Source organism: Acidimicrobiales bacterium (genome assembly GCA_036491125.1).
Taxonomy (GTDB): Bacteria; Actinomycetota; Acidimicrobiia; order Acidimicrobiales; family AC-9; genus AC-9.
Genome location: DASXCO010000170.1, coordinates 1 through 19739, shown reverse-complemented (window position 1 = coordinate 19739; position 19739 = coordinate 1). Strand labels below are relative to the sequence as shown.

Below are 19739 nucleotides of genomic sequence, written 5' to 3'. Positions count from 1 at the left end.
GCCGACCGGGCCGCTCTCAGTCGAGGGCGCCGTCGGCGGCCAGCTTGTCGATCTCTCCCGTGCTGAGCCCGAGGATCTCCCGCAGCACGTGGTCGTTGTCCTGGCCGAGGGTGGGCCCGGTGCGGGTGTAGCCCGATGAGGCATCGCTCAGGCGGAAGCCGTTGCGCTCGTAGACGCCCTCGCCCATTGCCGGATGGGTCAGGGTGACGAAGTGCCCGCGGGCGGTGAGCTGAGGGTCGGCCACCACGTCGCCGAAGTCCTGCACCGGCACCGCCTCGATGCCCATCCCCTGGAGGGTGTCGACCACCTCGTCGACCGCCCGCCGGGTCGTCCACCGCGCCACGGCGGCCTCCACCTCGTCCACGCGGCTCAGGCGAGCTTGAAGCGTCGCCAAGGAGGGGTCCTGCACGCCGATGAGGTCGGCTAGCCGGGCCCACCCGCCGTCGTCCCAGGCGGCCAGGGCGACCCAGCGGTCGTCACCGAGGCACGGGAAGGCGCCATGGGGGACCGACCGTGCCGACCGGTTGCCGTCACGCTCGGTGACCACGCCGGTGTCGGCATACTCGAGCAGCCAGGGCGACAGGGTGTAGACGGCCGCCTCCACCTGCGACACGTCGAGGTAGACGCCGCGACCGGTGCGGCGCCGATACAACAGCCCCGCAGCCAGGGCCGTCGCCACGAAGCGGGGCGAGAGCGAGTCGGTGATGGTGCCGAAGGGCCCCACCGGCTCGCGGTCGGGCCACCCGGTGAGGGCGTTGTAGCCCGACAGGGCGGCCCCTTGTCCGCCGAAGCCGGGGTAGTCCCGGTGGGGGCCGGTCTGGCCGTTGAGGCAGGCGCTGACCATGACCAGGTCAGGGCGATCGGCGGCCAGGCGCCCGTAGTCCAGCCCGAAGGCGCGCATGGCCTTCGGAGCGAAGTTCTCGGCGACCGCGTCCGACCAGGCCACCAGACGGCGGGCCAGCGCGAGGCCATCGGGGTGCTTCAGGTTCAAGGTGACGCTGAGCTTGCCCGGGTTGAGCCCGTCGAACAGCGTCGAGCCCTCGAGCCCGTGGGGATTGTCGGGCCCGAGCGCGTAGACCCGCAGGAAGTCGGGCCGGCTGGGGGACTCGATGCGGATCACGGTGGCGCCGTGCTCGGCGAAGTACCGCGTGGCGATGGGACCGGCGGCGCCCGAGCCCAGCTCGAGGATCTTCGTCCCCGCCCACGCCGGCTCGTGGCCCTGGGCCGGCACCGGCGACCGGCGCTCGGGCCAATCGGGTCGACGACCCGCGCCGGGCTCGGCCGGCGCAGGACCCCGAGCCGTCGCTGGGATTGCGGCGCCATCGGGTCTCCCGGCCAGGACGAACCGCATCGGGAACCGTTCGTCGGTCCCCACTGCTCCGAACATCTCCCGGGCCTTGAGCTGGGCGCTGTCGTAGATCTGGGGCGGGGTGTTGGCCGGGGCGAGCATGAGATTGGTCTCGCACGCGATCTCGTACAGCTCGGCCATGGTGCGGCCGGCGAAGTAGGCCGCGACCGGCGCCTGGATGGCCGCCAGCTCCTCGTCCGTGGCGGTGACGTGCGAGAAGGTCGTCCAGTCCCGTTCGGTGAGCGCCGGAGTTGCCAGGCCCGCCTCGGTGACCAGCCTGGTGAGCGTCTGGAGGCTCGGCACCCGCGCCTTGCCACCGCGTAACCCGAACGACACGAAGCCGTCACGGCAGGGCCAGATCTCCCGGCTGCGGCCGATGTTGGCGCCACGACGGGCGCCACGCGCGCCACTCCGCACAAACGTCGCCGGCGCGCACATGTCGGCCGCCATCACCGCCTCCTGACCGGCGACGTCGACCAGCTGGGGCCGACCCGACGCCAGAGCGGTGAGGGCCGCCATGGCCGCCTCGGCGCCGAGGTGGGCGTAGCCGGACGGCTGGGTGCAGCGCACCGGGGGCCGGTCACCGTCCCCGGTGGCGTACATGTTGCCGCTGGCGGCCATGATGCCCAGGTCGCTCGCCAACCACCCGGCTCGCGGTCCGTGCAGGCCGAAAGGCGTGATGCTGACCCAGACGGCCGACGGTGCCAGTCCCCGGTCGAGCGACGGACCGCCCAGCCATCCGGGCGTCTCGATGACCACGTCGGCGCGTCGGAGCAGCTGGGAGAGCTCGGTGTCGTCGGGGCCGAGGACGAGGGAGGCCTTCCCGGCGTTCCACGCCGTGAAGCGGACGGGCTCGGCGCGCGCCGGGTCCCCCGACGGGGGCTCGACTTTGACCACCTCGGCGCCCAGATCGGCGAGGATCCGCCCCGTCATCTGGGCTGGCGCGGCGGCCAGGTCGACCACCCGGATCCCGTCCAGCAGACGCTCGGCCATGGACGCCACGATAGGCGCAGAAAGTTGACACGTGCGTCAGGCAGACCGACACTTGGTGGGGATCCTCGCTGCAAGACTGCAAGGGCGAGGTCGTCGATCCGGGAGGACGTCACCGATCATGGCCGACTACGACATCGTCGACGGCGACTGCCACATCCTCGAACCTCCTGACATCTGGCGGAACTGGCTGCCAAAGGAGCTCCAGGACAAGGCGCCGAGGCTGGTCAAGGACGTCGACGGTGGCGACGCCTGGCAGTTCGCGGGCGGCGCCGACCCTGATCCGATTGGCCTCGTGTCGACGCCGGGGAAGCCCTTCGACGAGTTCCGCTGGACCGGCGTCACCTACGAGGACGCCAGGCGGGGCTGCTACGTCGGGGCCGAGCGGCTGGCCGACATGGACATCGACGGCGTCGACGCCGAGATCCTGTTCCCGCCTCAACGCACTGTCGGCCACTTCCTCGGCGACGACGACGACGCCTTCGTCCTGGCCGGCATCGCGGCCTACAACAACTTCTTGTGGGAGGAGTTCTGCGCGCCCGACCGGGACCGGTTGATCGGGATGGCGCAGATGCCCTCCACGGGGATCGACGACGCGGTCGACGCCCTGCGCAAGGCCAAGGCCCGCGGCTTCAAGGGTGTCGTCACGTCGTGCTGGCCCTCGGGGGGCGACTCGATCTCCGACGCCGACGACCCCTTCTGGTCGGCCGCCTCCGACGAGCGTATCCCCGTGTGCATCCACATCAATCTGGCGTCACGGCGCGCCCGTCAGAGCCAGCGGCGGGCGGCGGAGGCGGCCGCCTCCAAGGGCGGCGGCGGCATCTACGGCGGCAAGGCGGCCAAGGCCAACGCCAAGGCCGTGGCCGGGCTCGGGAGCGTGTTCTCCACCGTGCCCAGCACGATCGGCCAGCTGATCTTCACCGGCACCTTCGAGCGCTTCCCCGATCTGCACGTGGCCATGATCGAGACCGGCGTGGGGTGGATCCCCCACTTCCTCGAGCAGATCGACGATCGCTACTGGCGCAACCGGTCGTGGGGCAACATCCCCATCAAGGAGCCGCCCAGCTTCTACTGGTTCCGCAACATGTCGGCTACCTTCATCACGGACCGCAACGGGGTGGAGAACCGCTACGGCGTCGGGGTCGACAACATGATGTGGTCGTCCGATTACCCCCATCACGGCAACGACTGGCCGTACTCGCGGATGACGATCGACTCGATGATGTCGAGCATCGACCGGGACGAGCGCCGTCGCATCGTGGGCGCCAACGCGGCCCGCATCTTCGGCCTGGGCGAGTGACGCCGAGGGGCTAGGCCCGGCGCAGCAGGAGGGCGCTGGTCGGCACGCCTTCGCCGCTCGTGACCAGGCAGGTCTCCGCCCCCGCGACCTGTGAGGTGGAGCTGCCTCGCATCTGGCGCACGCCCTCGGCGATCAGGTTGAAGCCGTGGACGTAGGCCTCGGACATGCCGCCGCCGGAGGTGTTCACCGGGAGGTCACCATCGGGCCACTCGATGTTGCCGTCGTTGGTGAAGTCGCCGCCTTCGCCTCGCTTGCAGAACCCGTAACCCTCCAGCGACAACGGGATCAACGGACTGAAGGCGTCGTAGAGCTGGGCCACGTCGACGTCCGCGGGCCCGACGTCGGCGTTGCGCCAGAGCACCCGGCTGCACGCCCAGGCGGGACCGGTGAGCGGGTCGTCCCGGTGGTAGTTGGTCATCGTCTGATGCTGGGTGTTGAGACCCTGGCCGAAGGCGTGGATGTAGACGGGCGGCTGGCGAAGGTCGGCCGCACGCTCGGCCGGCACGACGACGCAGGCCACGGCCCCGTCGGTCTCCAGGCAGTTGTCGAACAGGCACAGAGGCTCCGACACCCATCGGGCGGCCATGTAGTCCTCGCGACTCATGGTCTTGTCGCGCATGGTTGCGGCCGGGTTGCGGTTGGCGTGCTTGCGGAAAGCGAGGGCCACGTTGGCCAGGTGGTCCCGCGTCGCCCCGTGCTCGTACATGTAGCGCCGGGCCAGCATGGCGATCTCGTCGACCGGACGGAGCAGCCCCCAGGGTCGAGACCACTGGCCGGGGCCGGACACCCGCCGCGAGACCTGGGACCAGGGACGACTGGCGGCGGCGCCCCGCTTGCGCGAGCGCCATGCCACGGCCACCTCGGCCTGGCCGCTGGTGACCGCCATGGCCGCGTGACCCACCACGGCGCACCCGGCGCCCCCGCCGTAGCCGACCTGGCTGAAGTAGGTGATGTCGCCGAGGCCGACGTTGCGGGCGACCTCCACCTCCACGTTGGCCTCCATGGCGTAGGAGGACAGGGCGTCGACGTCTGACGGGCGGATGCCCGCGTCGTCGAGGGCCGCCGTGATGGCCTGGCAGGCCATGGAGAGCTCGGAGTCGGGGAGCGACTTGGCGAACGCGGTCTGGCCGATGCCGACGATGGCGGCCCGATCTTTCAACACAGGCGAGCCCTACCAGCCCTTGAACTCCGCCGGGCGGCGCTCGATGAAGCTGGCCACCCCTTCCTTGGAGTCCTCGGTGCCGCTGGCCGCCTCCTGGGCCCACGACTCCTCCTGGAAGGCGGTCAGCCGGTCCGAGTCCAGCGATCGGTTGAGCAGCCACTTGGTGAGGCCGACGGCTTTGGTGGGCCCCGCCGCCAAGCGCTCCACCCACTGGCTCGCCGTCTTGTCCAGCTCGGCGGTGGGCACGACCGCGTTGACCAGGCCGATTCGCTCGGCCGTGGCTGCGTCGACGTCGTCGCCGAAGAACATGATCTCCTTGGCCCGCTGCACGCCCACGATGCGGGGGAGGATGAAGCAGCCACCGGCGTCGGGAATGATGCCCCGCCGCACGAACACCTCGATGAGGCGGGCCTCCTCGGCCATGACGATCAGGTCGCAGGCCAGGGCGAGGTGGGCGCCGCCGCCGGCGGCCGTCCCGTTCAGCGCGCACACGACCGGCTTCTCGGCGTCCAGGATGGCGGCGATCAGGCGCTGCCATCCCTTGCGGATCGTGCGGGCGCCGTCACCGGTCGAGCGCTCAGGCGCGCCGGGCGGTGGCTCGTTGCCCGGGATCGGAGGCGCCTGGACCCGGGGTCCCCGCAGATCGGCGCCGGTGCAGAAGGCACGGCCCGTCCCCGAGAGCAGCACCGCCCGCACGGCCAGCGTGCCCGAGACCGACTCGAAGAGCTCGGCCAGCCGGTCTCGCATGGGCGTGGTGAGGGCGTTTCCCGCCTCCGCTCGGTCGATGGTGATGCGGGCCACGCCCTTGTCGACCTGGTAGCGCACCAGCTCGTCGACCGGCCGCTCGTCCTCGCTCATGCCTCTCCTGTTCCGTGGGCCGGCCTCCCCGGCCGGCCTTCTCTCTCGGGGCGCTCGGCGCGCGCTGCCTCCTTGACCGGCCTCCCGGGCCGGGTTACTTGCACACGACCAGCGCGTCCACGGCTACCGCACCCTTTGGTCTCACGACGAGGGGGTTGATGTCCAACTCGGCGACCTCGCCGGCGAGGTCGACCGCCAGTCGCTGGAGCCGCATCATGACATCCACCAGGGCACCGACATCGGCCGGTGGCCGGCCGCGCGCACCGGTCAGGAGGGCCGAACCCTTGAGCTCGGTCACCATCCGGCGGGCCTCGGCCCGGTCGAAGGGTGGCACCCGGAAGGTGACGTCGTGCAGGACCTCGACGAAGATCCCGCCGATCCCGAGCATCACGGTCGGCCCGAAAAGCTCGTCGTCGGTGACGCCGAGGACGGTCTCTGTCCCGTCGGTCACCAGCTCCGACACGAGCACCCCGTCGAGAACGGCCGCGGGCGCAGCCGCTCGGGCCCGCTCGAGCAGGCGACCGTAGGTGGCCCGGACTTCGCCCGCCCCCGCAACACCCACCTCCACGAGCCCGAGGTCGGCCTTGTGGGCGAGGTCGGGCGAGCTGATCTTCATGACCACCCGCGGCCCCAGCTCGGCGGCGGCCCGGGTGGCCTGCGCGGCGCTGGTCACCAGCGCCTCGCGCGTGACGGGGATGCCGTAGTCGGAGAGGACGGCCTTGGACAGGTGCTCGGAGAGGGCCCGCCCGGGCTGCAGGTGCGGTCGGGCCCGGCGCGCCGCGGCCGAGGGCTTCATCGCGGGCCGCGAGAACGGCGACACATGTCGCTGGCGAAATTCGTGGTAGTCGACGTAGGACCTCACCGCCCGCACACAGTTGGCGAACGTTCGGAACACCGGGACCTGGGAGCCGAGGAGGATCTCCTTGTAGGCGACATCGTCCTCGATGGGAGAGCCCCACACCACACACACGGGCTTGTCCGTAGCTGCGGCCACGTCCACCAGGTCCCGGGCCAGACGGCTGCTCATCGAGGCCACGGCGCCGGTGATGGGACAGATGACAACGTCGACATGGGGATCGGCCACGATGGCGTCGAGGATCTTGCGCCCGCGCCAGTCGCTCGCCGGATGTCCCCCGTTGTCGACCGGGTTGGAGACCCTCAGGTACGACGGGATCCACTGGCGCAGCTGTTGCTGGGTGGCCGCGGCGAGGGTCGGAAGTCGGAGCCCGGCCGTGGCCACCAGGTCGGCCATGTGGGCCCCCGTCCCGCCCGAGATGGAGTACACGCAGACGCCGACCGACGCCGCGCCCCCGGACCGTGATGGCGGCTTGGCCCGGGCCAGCATGGCCGAGGTGTCGAGCAGCTCGTCGAGGCCATCGACCCGGACCACACCCATCTGGCGCAGCGCGGCCGAGATGACAGCGTCGGATCCTGCCAGGTGTCCGGTGTGGGCCATCGCCATCGACCTGCCCTCTTCGGTCCGGCCCACCTTGACCACGACGATGGGGACCCCCCGACTGGCGGCGTGATCCGCCGCCAGCATGAGAGTCCGTCCGTCCTTGAAGCCCTCGACATAGGCGGCGATGACGCCAACCTCTTCCTGATCGGCGAAGTAGCGGATGAAGTCGGCGACCTCGAGGTCGACCTCGTTGCCGGTCGGCGCCCAGTGCGAGAGGGCGATGCCAAGCTCCTGGCCCTGGAAGATTGGACGACCCTGGTGTCCGCTCTGGGTGATGAGGGCGATCTTCGGCGGCTGCAGGTCGTCACGGAAGGTCTCGAAGGCGTTGAGGTTGGTGTTCGGTCCCAGCAGGTGGAGCTCGCCTGACCGCACCAGCTTCGCGAGGCGCGCCTGCAGCCGCGTGCCCTCGCCGCCCACCTCGGCGAAGCCGGCGGCGAAGATGACCGCGAACCGTGCCTTCTTCTCGACAGCTTCCTCGAGGGCGTCGACCGCCTCGCCCACCAGGATGGCCGCCAGGTCGACGTCCACGGGGACGTCGAGGACGCTGGCGACGCTGGGCAGCCCGTCGACCTCGGTCCGGTTGGGGTTGACGGGATAGATGGAGGCGCCGGCCTGCTCGGCCCAATCCCGGATCTTCCGGGTCATGACCGTGTTGGGGCGGCCGGGCGTGTCCGACGCCCCGACCACGGCGACGCTCCGAGGGTGGAAGAACGTGTCGAGGTCGACCGAGCGCGACTCGACCGGGCGCCCGGTCACGTCGAGGCGTATGGCTGTCGGGTGTCGGGCGGTCCGGGGCATGCGGTTGCTGACTATCATGTCAGTTTCGGCCGGGAGGAGGCACGCTGATGGAGACCCGGGAGGCGGTGATCGTCGACGCCGTGCGTACGCCCATCGGCAAGCGCAACGGCGCCCTCTCTGGCTGGCATCCGGCTGACCTGCTCGGCCACGTGCTCAGCGGCCTCGTCGAGCGCTCGGGTGTCGACCCCGGGATCGTCGACGACGTCGTCGGGGGCTGTGTGACCCAGGTCGGGGAGCAGAGCACGAACGTGACCCGCAACGCCTGGGTCGGTGCGGGCCTGCCGTGGCACGTTCCGGCCACGTCGGTCGACCGCCAGTGCGGGTCGTCCCAGCAAGCGGTGCACTTCGCCGCACAGGGAGTGATGGCCGGCGCCTACGACGTCGCCGTGGCCTGTGGTGTCGAATCGATGACGAGGACGCCGCTGGCCTCCAACGCCAAGGGCGGCAAGGGCCCCTTCAGCGGCGACTTCATGGCCGTGATCGACAACCAGCTCAAGACGCAGTTCGAGGTGGCCCAGATCCTCGCCGACCAGTGGAAGATCAGCCGGGAGGATATGGACGCCTTCGCCCTGGAGAGCCACCGGAGGGCGGCAAGGGCGACCGAGGCCGGCCAGGTTGCCCGGGAGCTCGTGGCCGTGCCCGTCAAGGACGAGGAGGGCCGGCCCACCGGCGCCGTGCTCGAGGCCGACGAGGGAATACGGCACGACACCTCGATGGAGAAGCTGGCCGGCCTTCCGAGCGCGGCCAGCTGGGATCCGTCGCTGGCGCCCGACATCACCGCCGGCAACTCCTCGCAGATGTCCGACGGGGCCGCGGCCATGCTGATCACCAGCCGCCAGGCGGCCGACCGGCTGGGCCTGCCGGTGAGGGCCCGGCTGGTGCACTTCGTCGTGGCGGCCGAGGACCCGATCCTGGTCCTGTCGGCCCCCAACCCGGCCACCCGCAAGCTGCTGTCCCGATCGAACATGACGATCGGCGACTTCGACGCCGTGGAGTGCAACGAGGCCTTTGCGGCCATCGCTCTCATGTGGGCCCGTGAGTTCCTCCCCGAGGCGGCGGGGCCCGGGTCCCACCCCGAGGAGCTCGAACGGCTCAACCCGAGGGGCGGGGCCATTGCCATCGGCCACCCGCTGGGGGCCAGCGGGGTGCGGCTCATGACCACACTGCTCAACCAGCTGGAGTCGATCGGCGGGCGCTTCGGCTTCCAGACGATGTGCGAGGGCGGCGGTCAGGCCAACGCCACCGTCATCGAGCGGCTGGGCTGAGAGGGGCGCGGGGCCTTCCCGTGCAGGACCACAGCTTCTCGATCGAGGTCGAGGCCACCCCGGCGGAGGTGTGGCGGGTCTTCTGGTCCCACCGCTCCGGGCGACGCCGCCATGGCGACGTCACCATCGAGATCCTCCTTCCCGGTGACGAGCACGGGCTGGGCCTGGTCCGTCACTGCACCTTCCCGGTTCCGGGGTACCTCTTGTCCGGTGGCGCCGGCGTCTCGTGGGAGTGGATCAGCGAGATGGAGCCCGGCGTCTCGTGGCGCTACGACGCCGTGGGCAAGCCGCTGTGGTCCAAGGCCAGTGGCTGGACCCGCCTCGAGGACCTGGGCGATGGTCGCACGCGCATCCACTTTCGTGAGACGTATCACGCCTTCAACCCGGTACTGCGCGCGCTGTTGGAACGCCGGGTGCACGACCGCATCTCGAAGGGCAACGACCGCCACCTGGCCTCGGCCATCGAGGCCGGTGTTCGCGCCCTCAGGGAGAAGGCGGGCCATGCTCAGGCGGGACAGCCTCGACCATCGCCTCGAGCTGCTCCAGGCAGTGTGCAAGAGAGCGGTGCTGGAGGCGGAGGTTGAGAACGGTCGCTCCGAGCTGCTCGTAGCGGGCGACCACCTCGCGCGCCTGCTCGGGCGCGGCGCCCGGATCGAGAGGTGGCTCGGGGTGGAGGACGAGCTCGAGCGGCGTAGACCGGTCCGTCCAGGCTGCCGACTGGCGGGCCCGGGCCAGCATGGCCGCCAGGTCACCCTCGCCCACGCCGAACGGTACCCAGCCGTCGCCGAGCTCGACGGCCCGGCGCAGCGATCGCGCCGTGCGGCCCCCGATCCAGATCGGCACCCGCTCCTGCAGGGCACAGGGATCGATGACGAAGCCGTCGTAGCGAAAGTGATCGCCCTGGTAGACCGGCTCCCGACGTGACAGCGAGGCGCGCAGGGCGCGGATCGCATCGTCGGCGCGGGCGCCCCGGCCCTCCAGCTCGGCGCCGAGGAGCTCGAACTCCTCGGCCAGCGTGCCCACGCCCACGCCCAGCACCAGCCGCCCCCCGCTGACCAGATCGAGCGTGCCGTAACGCTTGGCGATGTCGAGAGGGTGGTGGTAGCCGAGCACGAGCACATGAGTGGCGAGGCGCAGCCGGGTGGTCCCGGCGGCCAGGTAACCGAAGGTGGCGAGAGGATCCCAGTACCGTCCGCCCCGGCGGGCCACCGCGTCGGTCGGCACGGCCACGTGCTCGCTGCAGGTCACATGGTGATAGCCGAGCCGGTCCGCCGCGTCGGCCACGGCTGCGACCGCCTCGAGACCTGCGGTCTCCTCCCAGGAGTTGTGGACGCGTGGATTGAGCGTGACGACCGGGGTGACGAGCCCGAACCGCACGGGTGCTCAGTGACGGGGCAACTGGATGGCGCGGTCGGCGAGGATGTTCTTCTGCACCTCGGTGGTGCCGGCGCCGATCGACGTGTAGCGCTGCCAGCAGTACTGGTGGGTCCAGTGCCCGTTGTCGACGGTGTCGGCTCCCCCGCGGGCGAGGATGCCCGCCGGGCCCAGCATGTCGCAGCCGAGCTCGGCCAGCGTCTGGGACAGGCTGCTCCACTGCAGCTTGGCCAGCGGGACCTCGGGCCAGGTCCTCTCGCCCTTCAGGACCTTCGAGAGGGCCCGATAGTTGAGCAGACGGGTGAGCGTGATCTGGGTCCAGGCCCGGGCCAGGCGGTCCTTGATCGACGGATCGTCGAGGGCCGCCGGGTTGTGCTTGCGGGTCGTGGCGATCAGCCGCTCGAGCTCGGTCGCCAGCGTGATGGACAGGCCGGAGGTGCCCACCCGCTCGTGTCCGAGGGTCCCCATCGCGACCTGCCACCCCTGGCCCTCCTCGCCCAGGCGGTAGGCCACCGGGACCGGCGCGCCGGTGAAGGTCACCTCGTTGAACATGGCGTCGCCGGTGATATCGCGCAGCGGTTGGCACTCGATGCCGGGCGCCCGCATGTCGACGACGAGAGCCGTGATGCCCTCGTGCTTCGCCTTGCGCTGGATGGCGGTGGGATCGGTGCGCACGAGGAAGAGACCCCACTGGGCGATGTGGGCCGTGGAGATCCAGATCTTGCGCCCCTCGAGGATGTACTCGTCACCGTCTCGCGTCGCCGCGCAGCGCAGGTTGGCCAGGTCGCTGCCGGCCTCGGGCTCCGAGAAGCCCTGGCACCAGTGCTCGTCGGCCGAGAGGATGCCCGGTAGCCACCGCTGTTGCTGCTCGTCGGTACCCCACCGGATGATCATGGGACCGATCTGCCAGATCCCGTTGGCGTTGTAGATCCCGGGCGTGCGGGCCCGCGCCATCTCCTCGGAGTAGATGACGTTCTGCATGATCGTGGCTTCGCGCCCGCCCCACTCGGTCGGCCAGTTGATCGCCGCCCACCGCCCCTCGTTGAGCCGGCGTTGCCATGCCCGCCGCCGCTCCATGGTGGACATGAGGGCGGCGCTGTCGCTCCGGGCACCCTCCTGCTCTCCCTCCCGGAACTCGGCGAGGTGCTGTTCGAGCCACGCCCGCAGCTCGGCCCGGAAGGCGTCGTCCTCGGGCGTGAAGGCGAAATCCACGGACGCCGATCCTAGAACCTGACACGGGCGTTAGTCTTCCGAGCGTGGACTTCGCCCTCTCGGCCGAGCAGGAGGCGCTGCGCGACGCAGTGGCGACGACGCTCGGCGCCGAGGCGCCGATGGCCTACGTGCGACGCATGATCGACGACGGGCGCGGCTTCACCGACGACCTGTGGGCGAAGCTGGCCGATCTGGGCTGGCTGGGATTGCTCGTCCCCGAGGCCCACGGCGGGTTGGGGCTCGGCCTCGTGGACCTGGTCGTCGTCCAGGAGGAGATGGGCAAGGCGCTGTTCCCGGGCCCGTATCTCTCCTCGGCGGTCATGGCGACGTCCGCCGCAGCCGCGCTCGGGGCGACGGACCTGCTGCCGGGGCTGGCCGCCGGCGAGGCACGGGGGACGCTCGCCGTCGAGGAGCTGGGCCAGGGTGATCCCCTGTTCGGACTGACGACGACGGCCGCGCGGTCGGGCGGCCGGTGGGTGCTCGACGGGGTCAAGCCCATCGTCGTCGACGGCCACACGGCCGACTGGGCGATCGTCGTCGCCCACGGGGAGGGAGGCCTCGCCGCGTTCCTCGTCGAAGAGCCGGCGGCGGAGCTCGTCCCGACCCTCGACGTGACCCGGAAGGTCGCCCGGCTGTCGCTCCACGAGACGCCCGCCCGGCGCTTGGGTCCGGAAGGCGACCAGACCAGCCTGCTGCGACGGATTCTCGACGACTCCACCGTCGCCCTGGCGGCGGAGACCGTGGGCGCCTGCGATCAGGCCTTCCGCGAGGCGGTGGACTACGCCCAGCACCGGGTGCAGTTCGACCGGCCCATCGCGCGGTTCCAGGTCATCAGGCACAAGGCCGTGGACATGCTGCACCAGCTGGAGCTGGCCCGGGTGGGGATCCTGTACACCGCGTGGGCATCTGACGTCGATGATCCTCAGCGGGAGATGGCCGTGGCCATGACCAAGGGCTACGTCGGGGAGGCCTCGGTGTTCATCACCGAGGAGGACATTCAGATCCACGGCGGGATGGGATTCACCTGGGACGTGGACGCCCACCTCTTCTATCGCCGCGTCAAGCAGAACGATCTCCTCTTCGGTCACCAGGCGTGGCAGCGCCGACGGCTGGCCGACCTGATGCTCGCCTCCGGCTGATCGTCGTGACAGCCGGCGGGTCGAAGCTCGTGGACCTCGAGCGGGCGGTCGCCGACAACGTCGTGCCCGGCGACGTCGTCCACGTGATGGTGGGCCACAGTCGCTGGACAGCCGCCACCCGGGCGCTGGCCCGCCACTTCTGGGGCCGGGATCCCGGCTTCACGGTGTGCATGCTGAGCTTGTCGAGCCTGGGGGCGGTGCTGTTCCGCGGCGGACTCGTGCGCAAGGTGATCACCGGGTACTCGGGCGACACCTTCCCGAACTTCACCCCGAACCCCGTCTTCGCCCGCGCCTACGCCAGCGGCGAAGTGGAGGTCGAGCACTGGTCGTTCCTCACCTTTGCCCAGCGCCTGGAGTGCGCGGCGCGCGGGCTTCCGGCGGTGGTGACCCGGTCCCTCGGCGGATCATCGATGGCTAGCAACGACGGGTATGCCAGGGTGAGCTCACCGTTTGGCGAGATTGGTGTGCTCGCTCCGCTGGTACCTGACGTGGCCCTCCTTCACGGGGTCGTGGCCGACCGTGATGGCAACGTCGCCCTCAACCCGCCGCTTCTCGAGGGCGTCTGGGGCGCGCTGGCCGCCAGGCGGGGAGCGGTGGTGACGGTCGAGCGGATCGTCGACGACATCCGGCCCTGGGCCCATCTCGTGCTGCTGCCTGCCCACCGCGTCCTGGCCGTGGCCGAGACCCCGATGGGCGCCCACCCCGGCGGGCTCTACGCCCCGAATCTGCCCGTCGACGGCTACGGCGAGGACTACGAGTTCTGGGTGGAGGCGCGGGCGGCGTCGCGTGGCGATCAGTTCGACGACTGGATCCGCCACTGGGTGCGTGAGCCCGCCACTCAGCAGGAGTACCTGGCCCGGCTCGGCGACGAACGCATCGCCGCGCTGCGCCGCAAGGCCGATCCCTCGTCGTGGAAGGTGGAGCGCGACGCCGCTTCTCCCGATTCGTCGGCGCCGCCCAACGGCTGGGAGGTGGCCGCCGTCCACGGTGCCCGCCGGATCGCCCAGTCCGTGCGGGCGAAGGAGGCGCACGCCGTGCTGGCCGGCGCCGGCGTGGCGAACCTGGCTGCCTGGCTCGGGGTGGCCCAGGCCCGGGAGGCCGGTTCGGGTGTCCAGCTCGTCGCTGAGCTGGGGCTGTGGGGCTACGAGCCCCGACCCGCCGACCCCTACGTCTTCAACCACCGCAACTTCCCGACCGCGACCATGGCGGCGGACACCTCGACGGTGCTGGGGATGCTGGTCGGTGGAGCTGAGACGACGACGGTGGCCTGCCTGGGCGCCGCCCAGTTCGATCGGTGGGGGAGCATCAACTCGACGATGATCCCCGGCGGCCCGTTCCTTGTGGGCTCGGGCGGGGGCAACGACGTGGCCAGCGGCTGCTCCGACGCCGTGATCGTGGCCACGTTGAGCCCGGCGAGGACGCCGGAGAAGCTCGGCTACGTGACCTCGCCCGGCGATCGGGTCAGCGCCGTGGCCACGGATCTCGGGCTGCTGGAGAAGGCGGGCGGCGACGAGCTCGTGCTGACCGCAGTGGCGTCGGGGCCGACGCCGGTGCGAGACCGGATCGAGGCGGCCCGGGCTGCATGCGGCTGGGGCCTCGAGGTCGCAGACGATGTGGCCGAGCTCCCACCTCCGACCGATGAGGAGATCCTCGCCCTCCGGTCGTGGGATCCGCACGGCTGGTTTCTCCGCGCGCGCGGCTGAGGGCGCTCCTCTTCGCGCTCAGTGCGTGGTGTAGTCGATCGGTCCGGCGCCCTTGACCCCGACGGCGAAGCAGAAGCAGTGGATCGAGGCATTGTCGCTCACGGGCTTCAGGCTGTGCACGGCGTCGGGCCGTATGTGCACGAGGTCGCCCTGGGCGATCTCCGCCTCGTCTCCCTCGATGGTCATGATGCCCCGGCCCGAGGTGACGTAGTAGAACTCGTGGGTCGGGTGCGTGTGGGGATACACGGCGCCGCCGCCCGCGACCTCGAACTCGTTCACCAGCTCGAGATAGCCACCGTCGGTGATCTCCTTCATCTCCTGGGGACGGACGAGCCACCACACCGGAACCGTGCCGTTGTGCTCGACTTCCGGCGCCACGTCGACGATCGATCTGACATCCATGTACCGGCCTCCTCTGCGGCGATCGGGGACAGTCTCACACGACGCCGCTCGTTTCGAGCTCGGCGAGCTCGCCCTCGGACAGGCCGACGAGCTCGCACCAGATCTCCCGGTTGTGCTCGCCGAGGCGGGGCGCGCCCGTTGGCACGACCGCGGGCGTCCCGACCACCCGGGGGAACGGAGCCTGTTGGCGGACCGCGCCCACCACCGGATCGTCGACGGTGACGAGGTCACCGCGCGCCGCCACCTGCTCGTCGGCGACGATGTCGGCCACGCTGTACGCGCTGGCGACCGGGACATCGGCCTCGACGCACATCCTCTCCACCTCGGCCGCCGGCCGGGACGAGGTCCACTCGGCCACGATGCCGTTGATGAGATCCGCGTTCGCCGCTCGCTCGGCGAGCGTCGTGAACCTCGGATCCTCGACGAGATCGGGTCGGCCCATGGCCCCACACAAGCGGGCGAAGTTGGCGTCCGAACCGGCGACGATGCACATGTAGCTGCCGTCGGCCGTCGGATAGTTGTCGAGCGGTGCCGAGTTGGCCAGGCGGTTGCCCTCGCGCTGGCGCACCATGCCCAGCCGGTCGTAGGCGGCGATGGTCCATTCGAGGATGCGCAGGATCGAGCCGTACAACGAGGCGTCGATCACCGCGCCCGTGCCCTGGCGGCGGGCGTCGCGGGCGTAGAGCGCGGCGACCGCGGCGTGAGCGCAGAAGGCTCCGGTCAAGTAGTCGGACACCGTGACCCCCGGCCGCACGGGCGGGCTGTCCGGGTAGCCGGTGAGGTGCATCAGTCCGCCGTAGCCGATGCCCATGCGATCGAGACCAGGCCGCTGCGCCTTGGGCCCGTCCTGGCCGAACACGCTGATGCGTACCATCACCAGCCGGGGATCGAGGTCCGCCGGCCCGATGTGCCATCCCTCCATCGTCCCGGGACGGAAGTTCTCGCACACCACGTCGGCGTGCGCCGCCAGCCGGCGGAACAGCTCCTGTCCCCGGGGCTGGCGCAGATCGAGCGTCGCACTTCGGCGGCCACGGCCCTCGACCGCCCAGAAGAGCGAGTAGCCGTCCTCGAAGGGCCCGATGGTGCGCATGAAGTCCCCGCCCGAGGGCTGCTCGACCTTGACCACGTCCGCACCCATCTCGCCGAGAAGCCCGGCGCAGAAGGGGGCAGCGAGGCGCGTACCAACGTCGATCACCCGCAGGCCCTCCAGGGGCCCCGGCACTACTGGCCCGACGTGGGCACGTCGCCCCGGTCGCGATCGGCGAACACGTCCTTCATGGAGCCCTTGCTCTGGCGCTCGGCCAGCGCCCCCTGGGCCGTCGCCGTGTTGTGCATCCAGTGATGGGCGATGAAGTGGTACTTCCAGGCCTGCTCCTTGCCCATGAGCTCGAAGGTGTGGTTGATCGAGTCCTTCACCACCTGAGCGGTCACCGGAGGGACGAGCGCGATCTTGTCCGCCATCTCCCTCGTCGCCTCCACGAGCGTGTCGGTCGGCACGACCCGGTTGACCATCCCCAGGCGCCACGCCTCGGCGGCGTCGATCCGGTCCCCGGTGAGGAGGAACTCCTTCGCCTTGCGGATGCCGAGCTCCCACGGCTCGACGAGGAGCTCGACCCCGGCGCCAGTCATGCGCAGGACGGGGTTCTGGAACACCGCATCATCGGCGGCCACGATGAGGTCGCACATGCACGCCAGCATCAGGCCGGCGGCGATGCAGCTGCCGTGGACGGCGGCGATCGTCGGCTTGCGGAAGTGGTAGATCTTCACGCACCGGTCGAAGTACATGACCTGCTCGTGGCGGCGCTTTCCTTCCGGGGTCTCCCGCATCCGCACCCACTCGTCGGGCTCGCTCTGGCCCACGAGCGCCTTGAGGTCGTGGCCTGAGGAGAAATGGCGGCCGGCACCGGCGAGGATCACGACGCGCACCGCGTCGTCGGCGTCGGCGGCGTCGAAGGCGGCGTCCAAGTCGTCGATGAGCGCCGTGTCCTGGGCGTTGGCCACCTCGGGCCGGTTCATGGTGATCGTCGCCACCGGTCCGTCGACCTCGTAGAGGACCGTCGCCAGGTCCATGTCCTACCTCCTTCTCAGCGCTTGCTCACCAGCTGCGCGCACCACTCAGGCCACCGGTTCTCTCGGCAAGCCGAGGACGCGCTCGGCGATGATGTTGCGCTGGATCTCGTTGGTGCCGGCGAAGATCGAGGCTGCGTGGTAGTAGAGCCACGAGCGCTGCCAGCTCCCGTCTCCCGGGTTGTCCCGGGCGCCGCGGCCCAGTGACGAGGCGGGGCCGAGGACGGCCATGGCCAGGTCGTGCAGGCGCTGGCTCATCTCGCTCCAGTACAGCTTGAGCAGGCTGCCCTCGGGCCCCGGCTCGAGTCCCTTCTCCAGCCGCGACAGCGTGCGCCAGTTATGGAGCTGGAAGAGGCGCAGCTCGACAAACGCCTGCGCCAGCCGGGGTCGTAGCCGGGGGTTGTCGTAGGCCCCCGAGTCGGCCGCCAGGCGGAGCAGCTCCGCCAGCAGCTGGGTGTGGATCACGAGCTGGCGCGGGCTGGTGCCCCGCTCGTGGGACAGGGTGGAGCTCGCCACCTGCCAACCCCGGTTCTCCTCGCCGATCAGCTGTGCCCGTGGGACGAAGACGTCACTGAGGAAGACCTGGTTGAACTCGGCCTCCCCGGTCAGCTGCACGAGCGGTGTCACCTCGACCCCCGGTGAGCGCATGTCGACCACCAGGTAGGAGATGCCGCGGTGCTTGGGTGCCGCCGGGTCGGTGCGAGCCAGGCACACGCCCCAGTTGGCGAACTGGGCGTAGGAGGTCCACACCTTCTCCCCGGTCAGCAGCCAGCCGTCGTCGGCCGGCTCGGCGCGTGTCGACAGGGAGGCCAGGTCGCTGCCCGCCCCCGGCTCGCTGAAGAGCTGGCACCACAGCTCCTCGGCCGTCAGGATGCGGGACAGCCAGCGTCGCTGCTGTTCGGGCGTGCCGTGGGCGAGCAGCGTGGGCCCCACCAGGTTGATGCCGATGCGTCCCACCAGCTCGGGCGCTCGGGCCCGCGCCAGCTCTTCCTGCACGATGTAGTGCTCGGCCGGGCCCGTGCCCCGCCCCCCGAGCTCAGGCGGCCAGGACACGCCGATCCACCGTCCCGCGGCCAGGCTGGCCTGCCATCGCCGCAGGAACGCGACCTCCTCGGCCAGGTTCTCGAAGTGGGGCGGCAGCCCGGTGCCGTACTCCCAGGGGAGGTTGTCGTGCAGCCACTCGCGCAGCTCGGCGCGGAACTCCACCTCGGAAGGGGTAGGGGACAGGTTCACTGAGGGTCGATGGTAGGCGAGGGGGTCTGGGGGCGGGCCCGTTCACGGCCCGGTGCCGCCGGCCGTCACGTTGACGGCCCGGTCCGTGACCCTCGACACTCTGGCCATGGATTTCGAGCTGTCGGATGATCAGCTCGCGCTGCGCCAGGCCGCTCGGGGGCTGCTCGACGACCTGTCGTCACCGCCTCGGGTCAGGTCGGTGGTCGACCGAGGCGGCGGGTTCGACGACGGTCTGTGGAAGGCGATGGCCGACCAGGGCTGGATGGGTGTCGAGGTGCCGGAGACCCAGGGGGGTCTGGGCCTGGGACCGGTCGAGGCCGCCGTCCTCCTGGAGGAGGTCGGCCGCCACCTGGCGCCGGCGCCCTTTCTCTCGAGCCTGCTGGCCATCGGTGCTCTGGCCCGGGCCTCGGCTTCTGGCGTCGCCTGGGCCGAGCGCTGGGTGCAGGCGTTGGTGAGCGGCGAGGCGATCGGCGCCGTGGTCTGGGAGCCGCGCGCCCCGGTGCTGTTCGCACCCTCGGCGGACGTGATCGTGGCCTGCATCAGGGACGACGACGGCGTTTCCACCCTCATCGGTGCCGAAGCTCCCGCCGACTGTCGCCCGGGTCGCCAGCCGGCGATGGACCTGACGCGGGAGCTCGGTTGGGTCCAGCTGGAGGACGTGCCGGCGGTCCGACTCGGGGGACCCGATGCGGTGGAGACGATGATCGACCGCGGGGCCGTCGCCCACGGCGCCGAGATGCTCGGGGGTGCGGGTCGGGCCCTGGAGCTGGCCGTCGAGCACGCCAAGGACCGGGTCCAGTTCGGCCGACCCATCGGCAGCTTCCAGGCGGTCAAGCACCGGTGTGCCGACATGCTGGTCGATGTCGAGGGCATGCGCTCGAGCGTCTACCACGGCGCGTGGTGCATCTCCGCCGGTGATCCCGACGCCGCGGTCGCCGCCTCGGCGGCCAAGGTCTGGTGCTCCGATGCCGGGCCCAGGGTGATGGCGTCGTGTCTGCAGGTGCACGGTGGCATCGGCTTCACCTGGGAGCACGATCTGCACCTCTTCCTGAAGCGCGCCCAGCTCGACCAGGTCAGCTTCGGCGACGCCGCCTTCCATCGCGAGCGGCTGGCCCGGTTGCTGCGGTCCCGGGTCGAGTCCGGAGGGAGCGTCGTCTAGGGGGAGTCGGCAGCGCGATCGCCCGGGGCAATCCGGTTGTGGTTCGTGCGCGAAGGGTAAGCACCGGGGAATCGGGCCGTAGTGCACGTGACTTGGGGAGCGCGATCGCCGGTGAGCGCCGTGGTCAGGGTGGTGGTGCTGGTGGGCGTGATCGGCCTGCTGGCCGGGTTCTCGTTGCCCGGAGTCTTCACCGAGTGGAGGTTGGGGCGCCGCCTGCCGGACGGTGACGCTCCCGATGACACGGCCCGTGGCCGCTCGCGCCGAGTCCGC

16 protein-coding genes are annotated in these 19739 nt (G+C 70.9%); 6 read left to right on the top strand and 10 right to left on the bottom strand.

Annotated features, from left to right (window positions below):
* Positions 1-16: 16 nt before the first annotated feature.
* A complete protein-coding gene (locus VGF64_13335; GenBank protein ID HEY1635738.1) occupies positions 17-2341 on the bottom strand; it encodes a CoA transferase in 2325 nt (774 codons plus the stop codon).
* A gap of 118 nt (positions 2342-2459) precedes the next feature.
* Between VGF64_13335 and VGF64_13330 the strand changes: the two genes are divergently transcribed.
* Positions 2460-3638, top strand: a complete 1179-nt coding sequence (locus VGF64_13330; protein ID HEY1635737.1) for an amidohydrolase family protein — start codon at positions 2460-2462, stop codon at positions 3636-3638.
* Between the two features lie 10 nt (positions 3639-3648).
* Here the strand turns inward: VGF64_13330 and VGF64_13325 are convergent, their stop codons facing one another.
* The 3 genes from VGF64_13325 to VGF64_13315 all read right to left on the bottom strand — a co-directional run bounded on the left by VGF64_13325 (position 3649) and on the right by VGF64_13315 (position 7915).
* Positions 3649-4800, bottom strand: coding sequence for a hypothetical protein (locus VGF64_13325; GenBank protein HEY1635736.1), 1152 nt, complete (start codon positions 4798-4800; stop codon positions 3649-3651).
* Between the two features lie 9 nt (positions 4801-4809).
* Positions 4810-5658: an enoyl-CoA hydratase-related protein gene (locus VGF64_13320; protein ID HEY1635735.1), complete on the bottom strand. Its 849-nt coding sequence runs from the start codon at positions 5656-5658 to the stop codon at positions 4810-4812.
* Between the two features lie 94 nt (positions 5659-5752).
* Entirely contained in the window at positions 5753-7915 is a 2163-nt protein-coding gene (locus VGF64_13315) for an acetate--CoA ligase family protein (protein HEY1635734.1), read from the bottom strand.
* Positions 7916-7962: 47 nt separating this feature from the next.
* Here VGF64_13315 and VGF64_13310 point away from each other — a divergent pair, with 47 nt between their 5' ends.
* On the top strand, positions 7963-9180 hold the full coding sequence (locus tag VGF64_13310) for a thiolase family protein (GenBank protein HEY1635733.1): 1218 nt from the start codon (positions 7963-7965) through the stop codon (positions 9178-9180).
* A gap of 20 nt (positions 9181-9200) precedes the next feature.
* Entirely contained in the window at positions 9201-9764 is a 564-nt protein-coding gene (locus tag VGF64_13305) for an SRPBCC family protein (GenBank protein ID HEY1635732.1), read from the top strand.
* Here the strand turns inward: VGF64_13305 and VGF64_13300 are convergent.
* Both VGF64_13300 and VGF64_13295 read right to left on the bottom strand, forming a co-directional pair.
* Positions 9664-10557, bottom strand: a complete 894-nt coding sequence (locus VGF64_13300; protein ID HEY1635731.1) for an LLM class F420-dependent oxidoreductase — start codon at positions 10555-10557, stop codon at positions 9664-9666. The genes VGF64_13305 and VGF64_13300 overlap by 101 nt on opposite strands.
* A gap of 6 nt (positions 10558-10563) precedes the next feature.
* Entirely contained in the window at positions 10564-11766 is a 1203-nt protein-coding gene (locus tag VGF64_13295) for an acyl-CoA dehydrogenase family protein (GenBank protein HEY1635730.1), read from the bottom strand.
* A gap of 44 nt (positions 11767-11810) precedes the next feature.
* On the opposite strand from VGF64_13295, the gene VGF64_13290 reads away from it, so the two are divergent.
* Positions 11811-12905 carry an acyl-CoA dehydrogenase family protein gene (locus VGF64_13290; protein ID HEY1635729.1) on the top strand — a complete coding sequence of 365 codons (1095 nt, stop codon included), beginning with the start codon at positions 11811-11813 and terminating at the stop codon, positions 12903-12905.
* On the top strand, positions 12860-14608 hold the full coding sequence (locus VGF64_13285) for a CoA-transferase (protein HEY1635728.1): 1749 nt from the start codon (positions 12860-12862) through the stop codon (positions 14606-14608). The genes VGF64_13290 and VGF64_13285 overlap by 46 nt, the downstream gene beginning before the upstream one ends.
* An 18-nt stretch (positions 14609-14626) precedes the next feature.
* Here the strand turns inward: VGF64_13285 and VGF64_13280 are convergent, their stop codons facing one another.
* The 4 genes from VGF64_13280 to VGF64_13265 are packed head-to-tail and all read right to left on the bottom strand — an operon-like array spanning position 14627 to position 18310.
* Positions 14627-15010 carry a cupin domain-containing protein gene (locus VGF64_13280; GenBank protein HEY1635727.1) on the bottom strand — a complete coding sequence of 128 codons (384 nt, stop codon included), beginning with the start codon at positions 15008-15010 and terminating at the stop codon, positions 14627-14629.
* 34 nt (positions 15011-15044) lie between these two features.
* Positions 15045-16232, bottom strand: a complete 1188-nt coding sequence (locus VGF64_13275) for a CoA transferase (GenBank protein ID HEY1635726.1) — start codon at positions 16230-16232, stop codon at positions 15045-15047.
* Positions 16232-17080, bottom strand: a complete 849-nt coding sequence (locus VGF64_13270; GenBank protein HEY1635725.1) for an enoyl-CoA hydratase — start codon at positions 17078-17080, stop codon at positions 16232-16234. The genes VGF64_13275 and VGF64_13270 overlap by 1 nt, the downstream gene beginning before the upstream one ends.
* 45 nt (positions 17081-17125) lie before the next feature.
* On the bottom strand, positions 17126-18310 hold the full coding sequence (locus tag VGF64_13265) for an acyl-CoA dehydrogenase family protein (GenBank protein ID HEY1635724.1): 1185 nt from the start codon (positions 18308-18310) through the stop codon (positions 17126-17128).
* An 85-nt stretch (positions 18311-18395) separates the two neighbouring features.
* On the opposite strand from VGF64_13265, the gene VGF64_13260 reads away from it, so the two are divergent.
* Positions 18396-19469, top strand: coding sequence for an acyl-CoA dehydrogenase family protein (locus VGF64_13260; GenBank protein HEY1635723.1), 1074 nt, complete (start codon positions 18396-18398; stop codon positions 19467-19469).
* The last annotated feature ends 270 nt before the right edge of the window (positions 19470-19739 follow it).

Bases quoted from the DNA above. Each gene is read 5' to 3' on its own strand.
- VGF64_13335 (HEY1635738.1), bottom strand. From the start codon at position 2,341: ATGGCCGAGCGTCTGCTGGACGGGATCCGGGTGGTCGACCTGGCCGCC.
- VGF64_13330 (HEY1635737.1), top strand. From the start codon at position 2,460: ATGGCCGACTACGACATCGTCGACGGCGACTGCCACATCCTCGAACCT.
- VGF64_13320 (HEY1635735.1), bottom strand. From the start codon at position 5,658: ATGAGCGAGGACGAGCGGCCGGTCGACGAGCTGGTGCGCTACCAGGTC.
- VGF64_13315 (HEY1635734.1), bottom strand. From the start codon at position 7,915: ATGCCCCGGACCGCCCGACACCCGACAGCCATACGCCTCGACGTGACC.
- VGF64_13310 (HEY1635733.1), top strand. From the start codon at position 7,963: ATGGAGACCCGGGAGGCGGTGATCGTCGACGCCGTGCGTACGCCCATC.
- VGF64_13280 (HEY1635727.1), bottom strand. From the start codon at position 15,010: ATGGATGTCAGATCGATCGTCGACGTGGCGCCGGAAGTCGAGCACAAC.
- VGF64_13270 (HEY1635725.1), bottom strand. From the start codon at position 17,080: ATGGACCTGGCGACGGTCCTCTACGAGGTCGACGGACCGGTGGCGACG.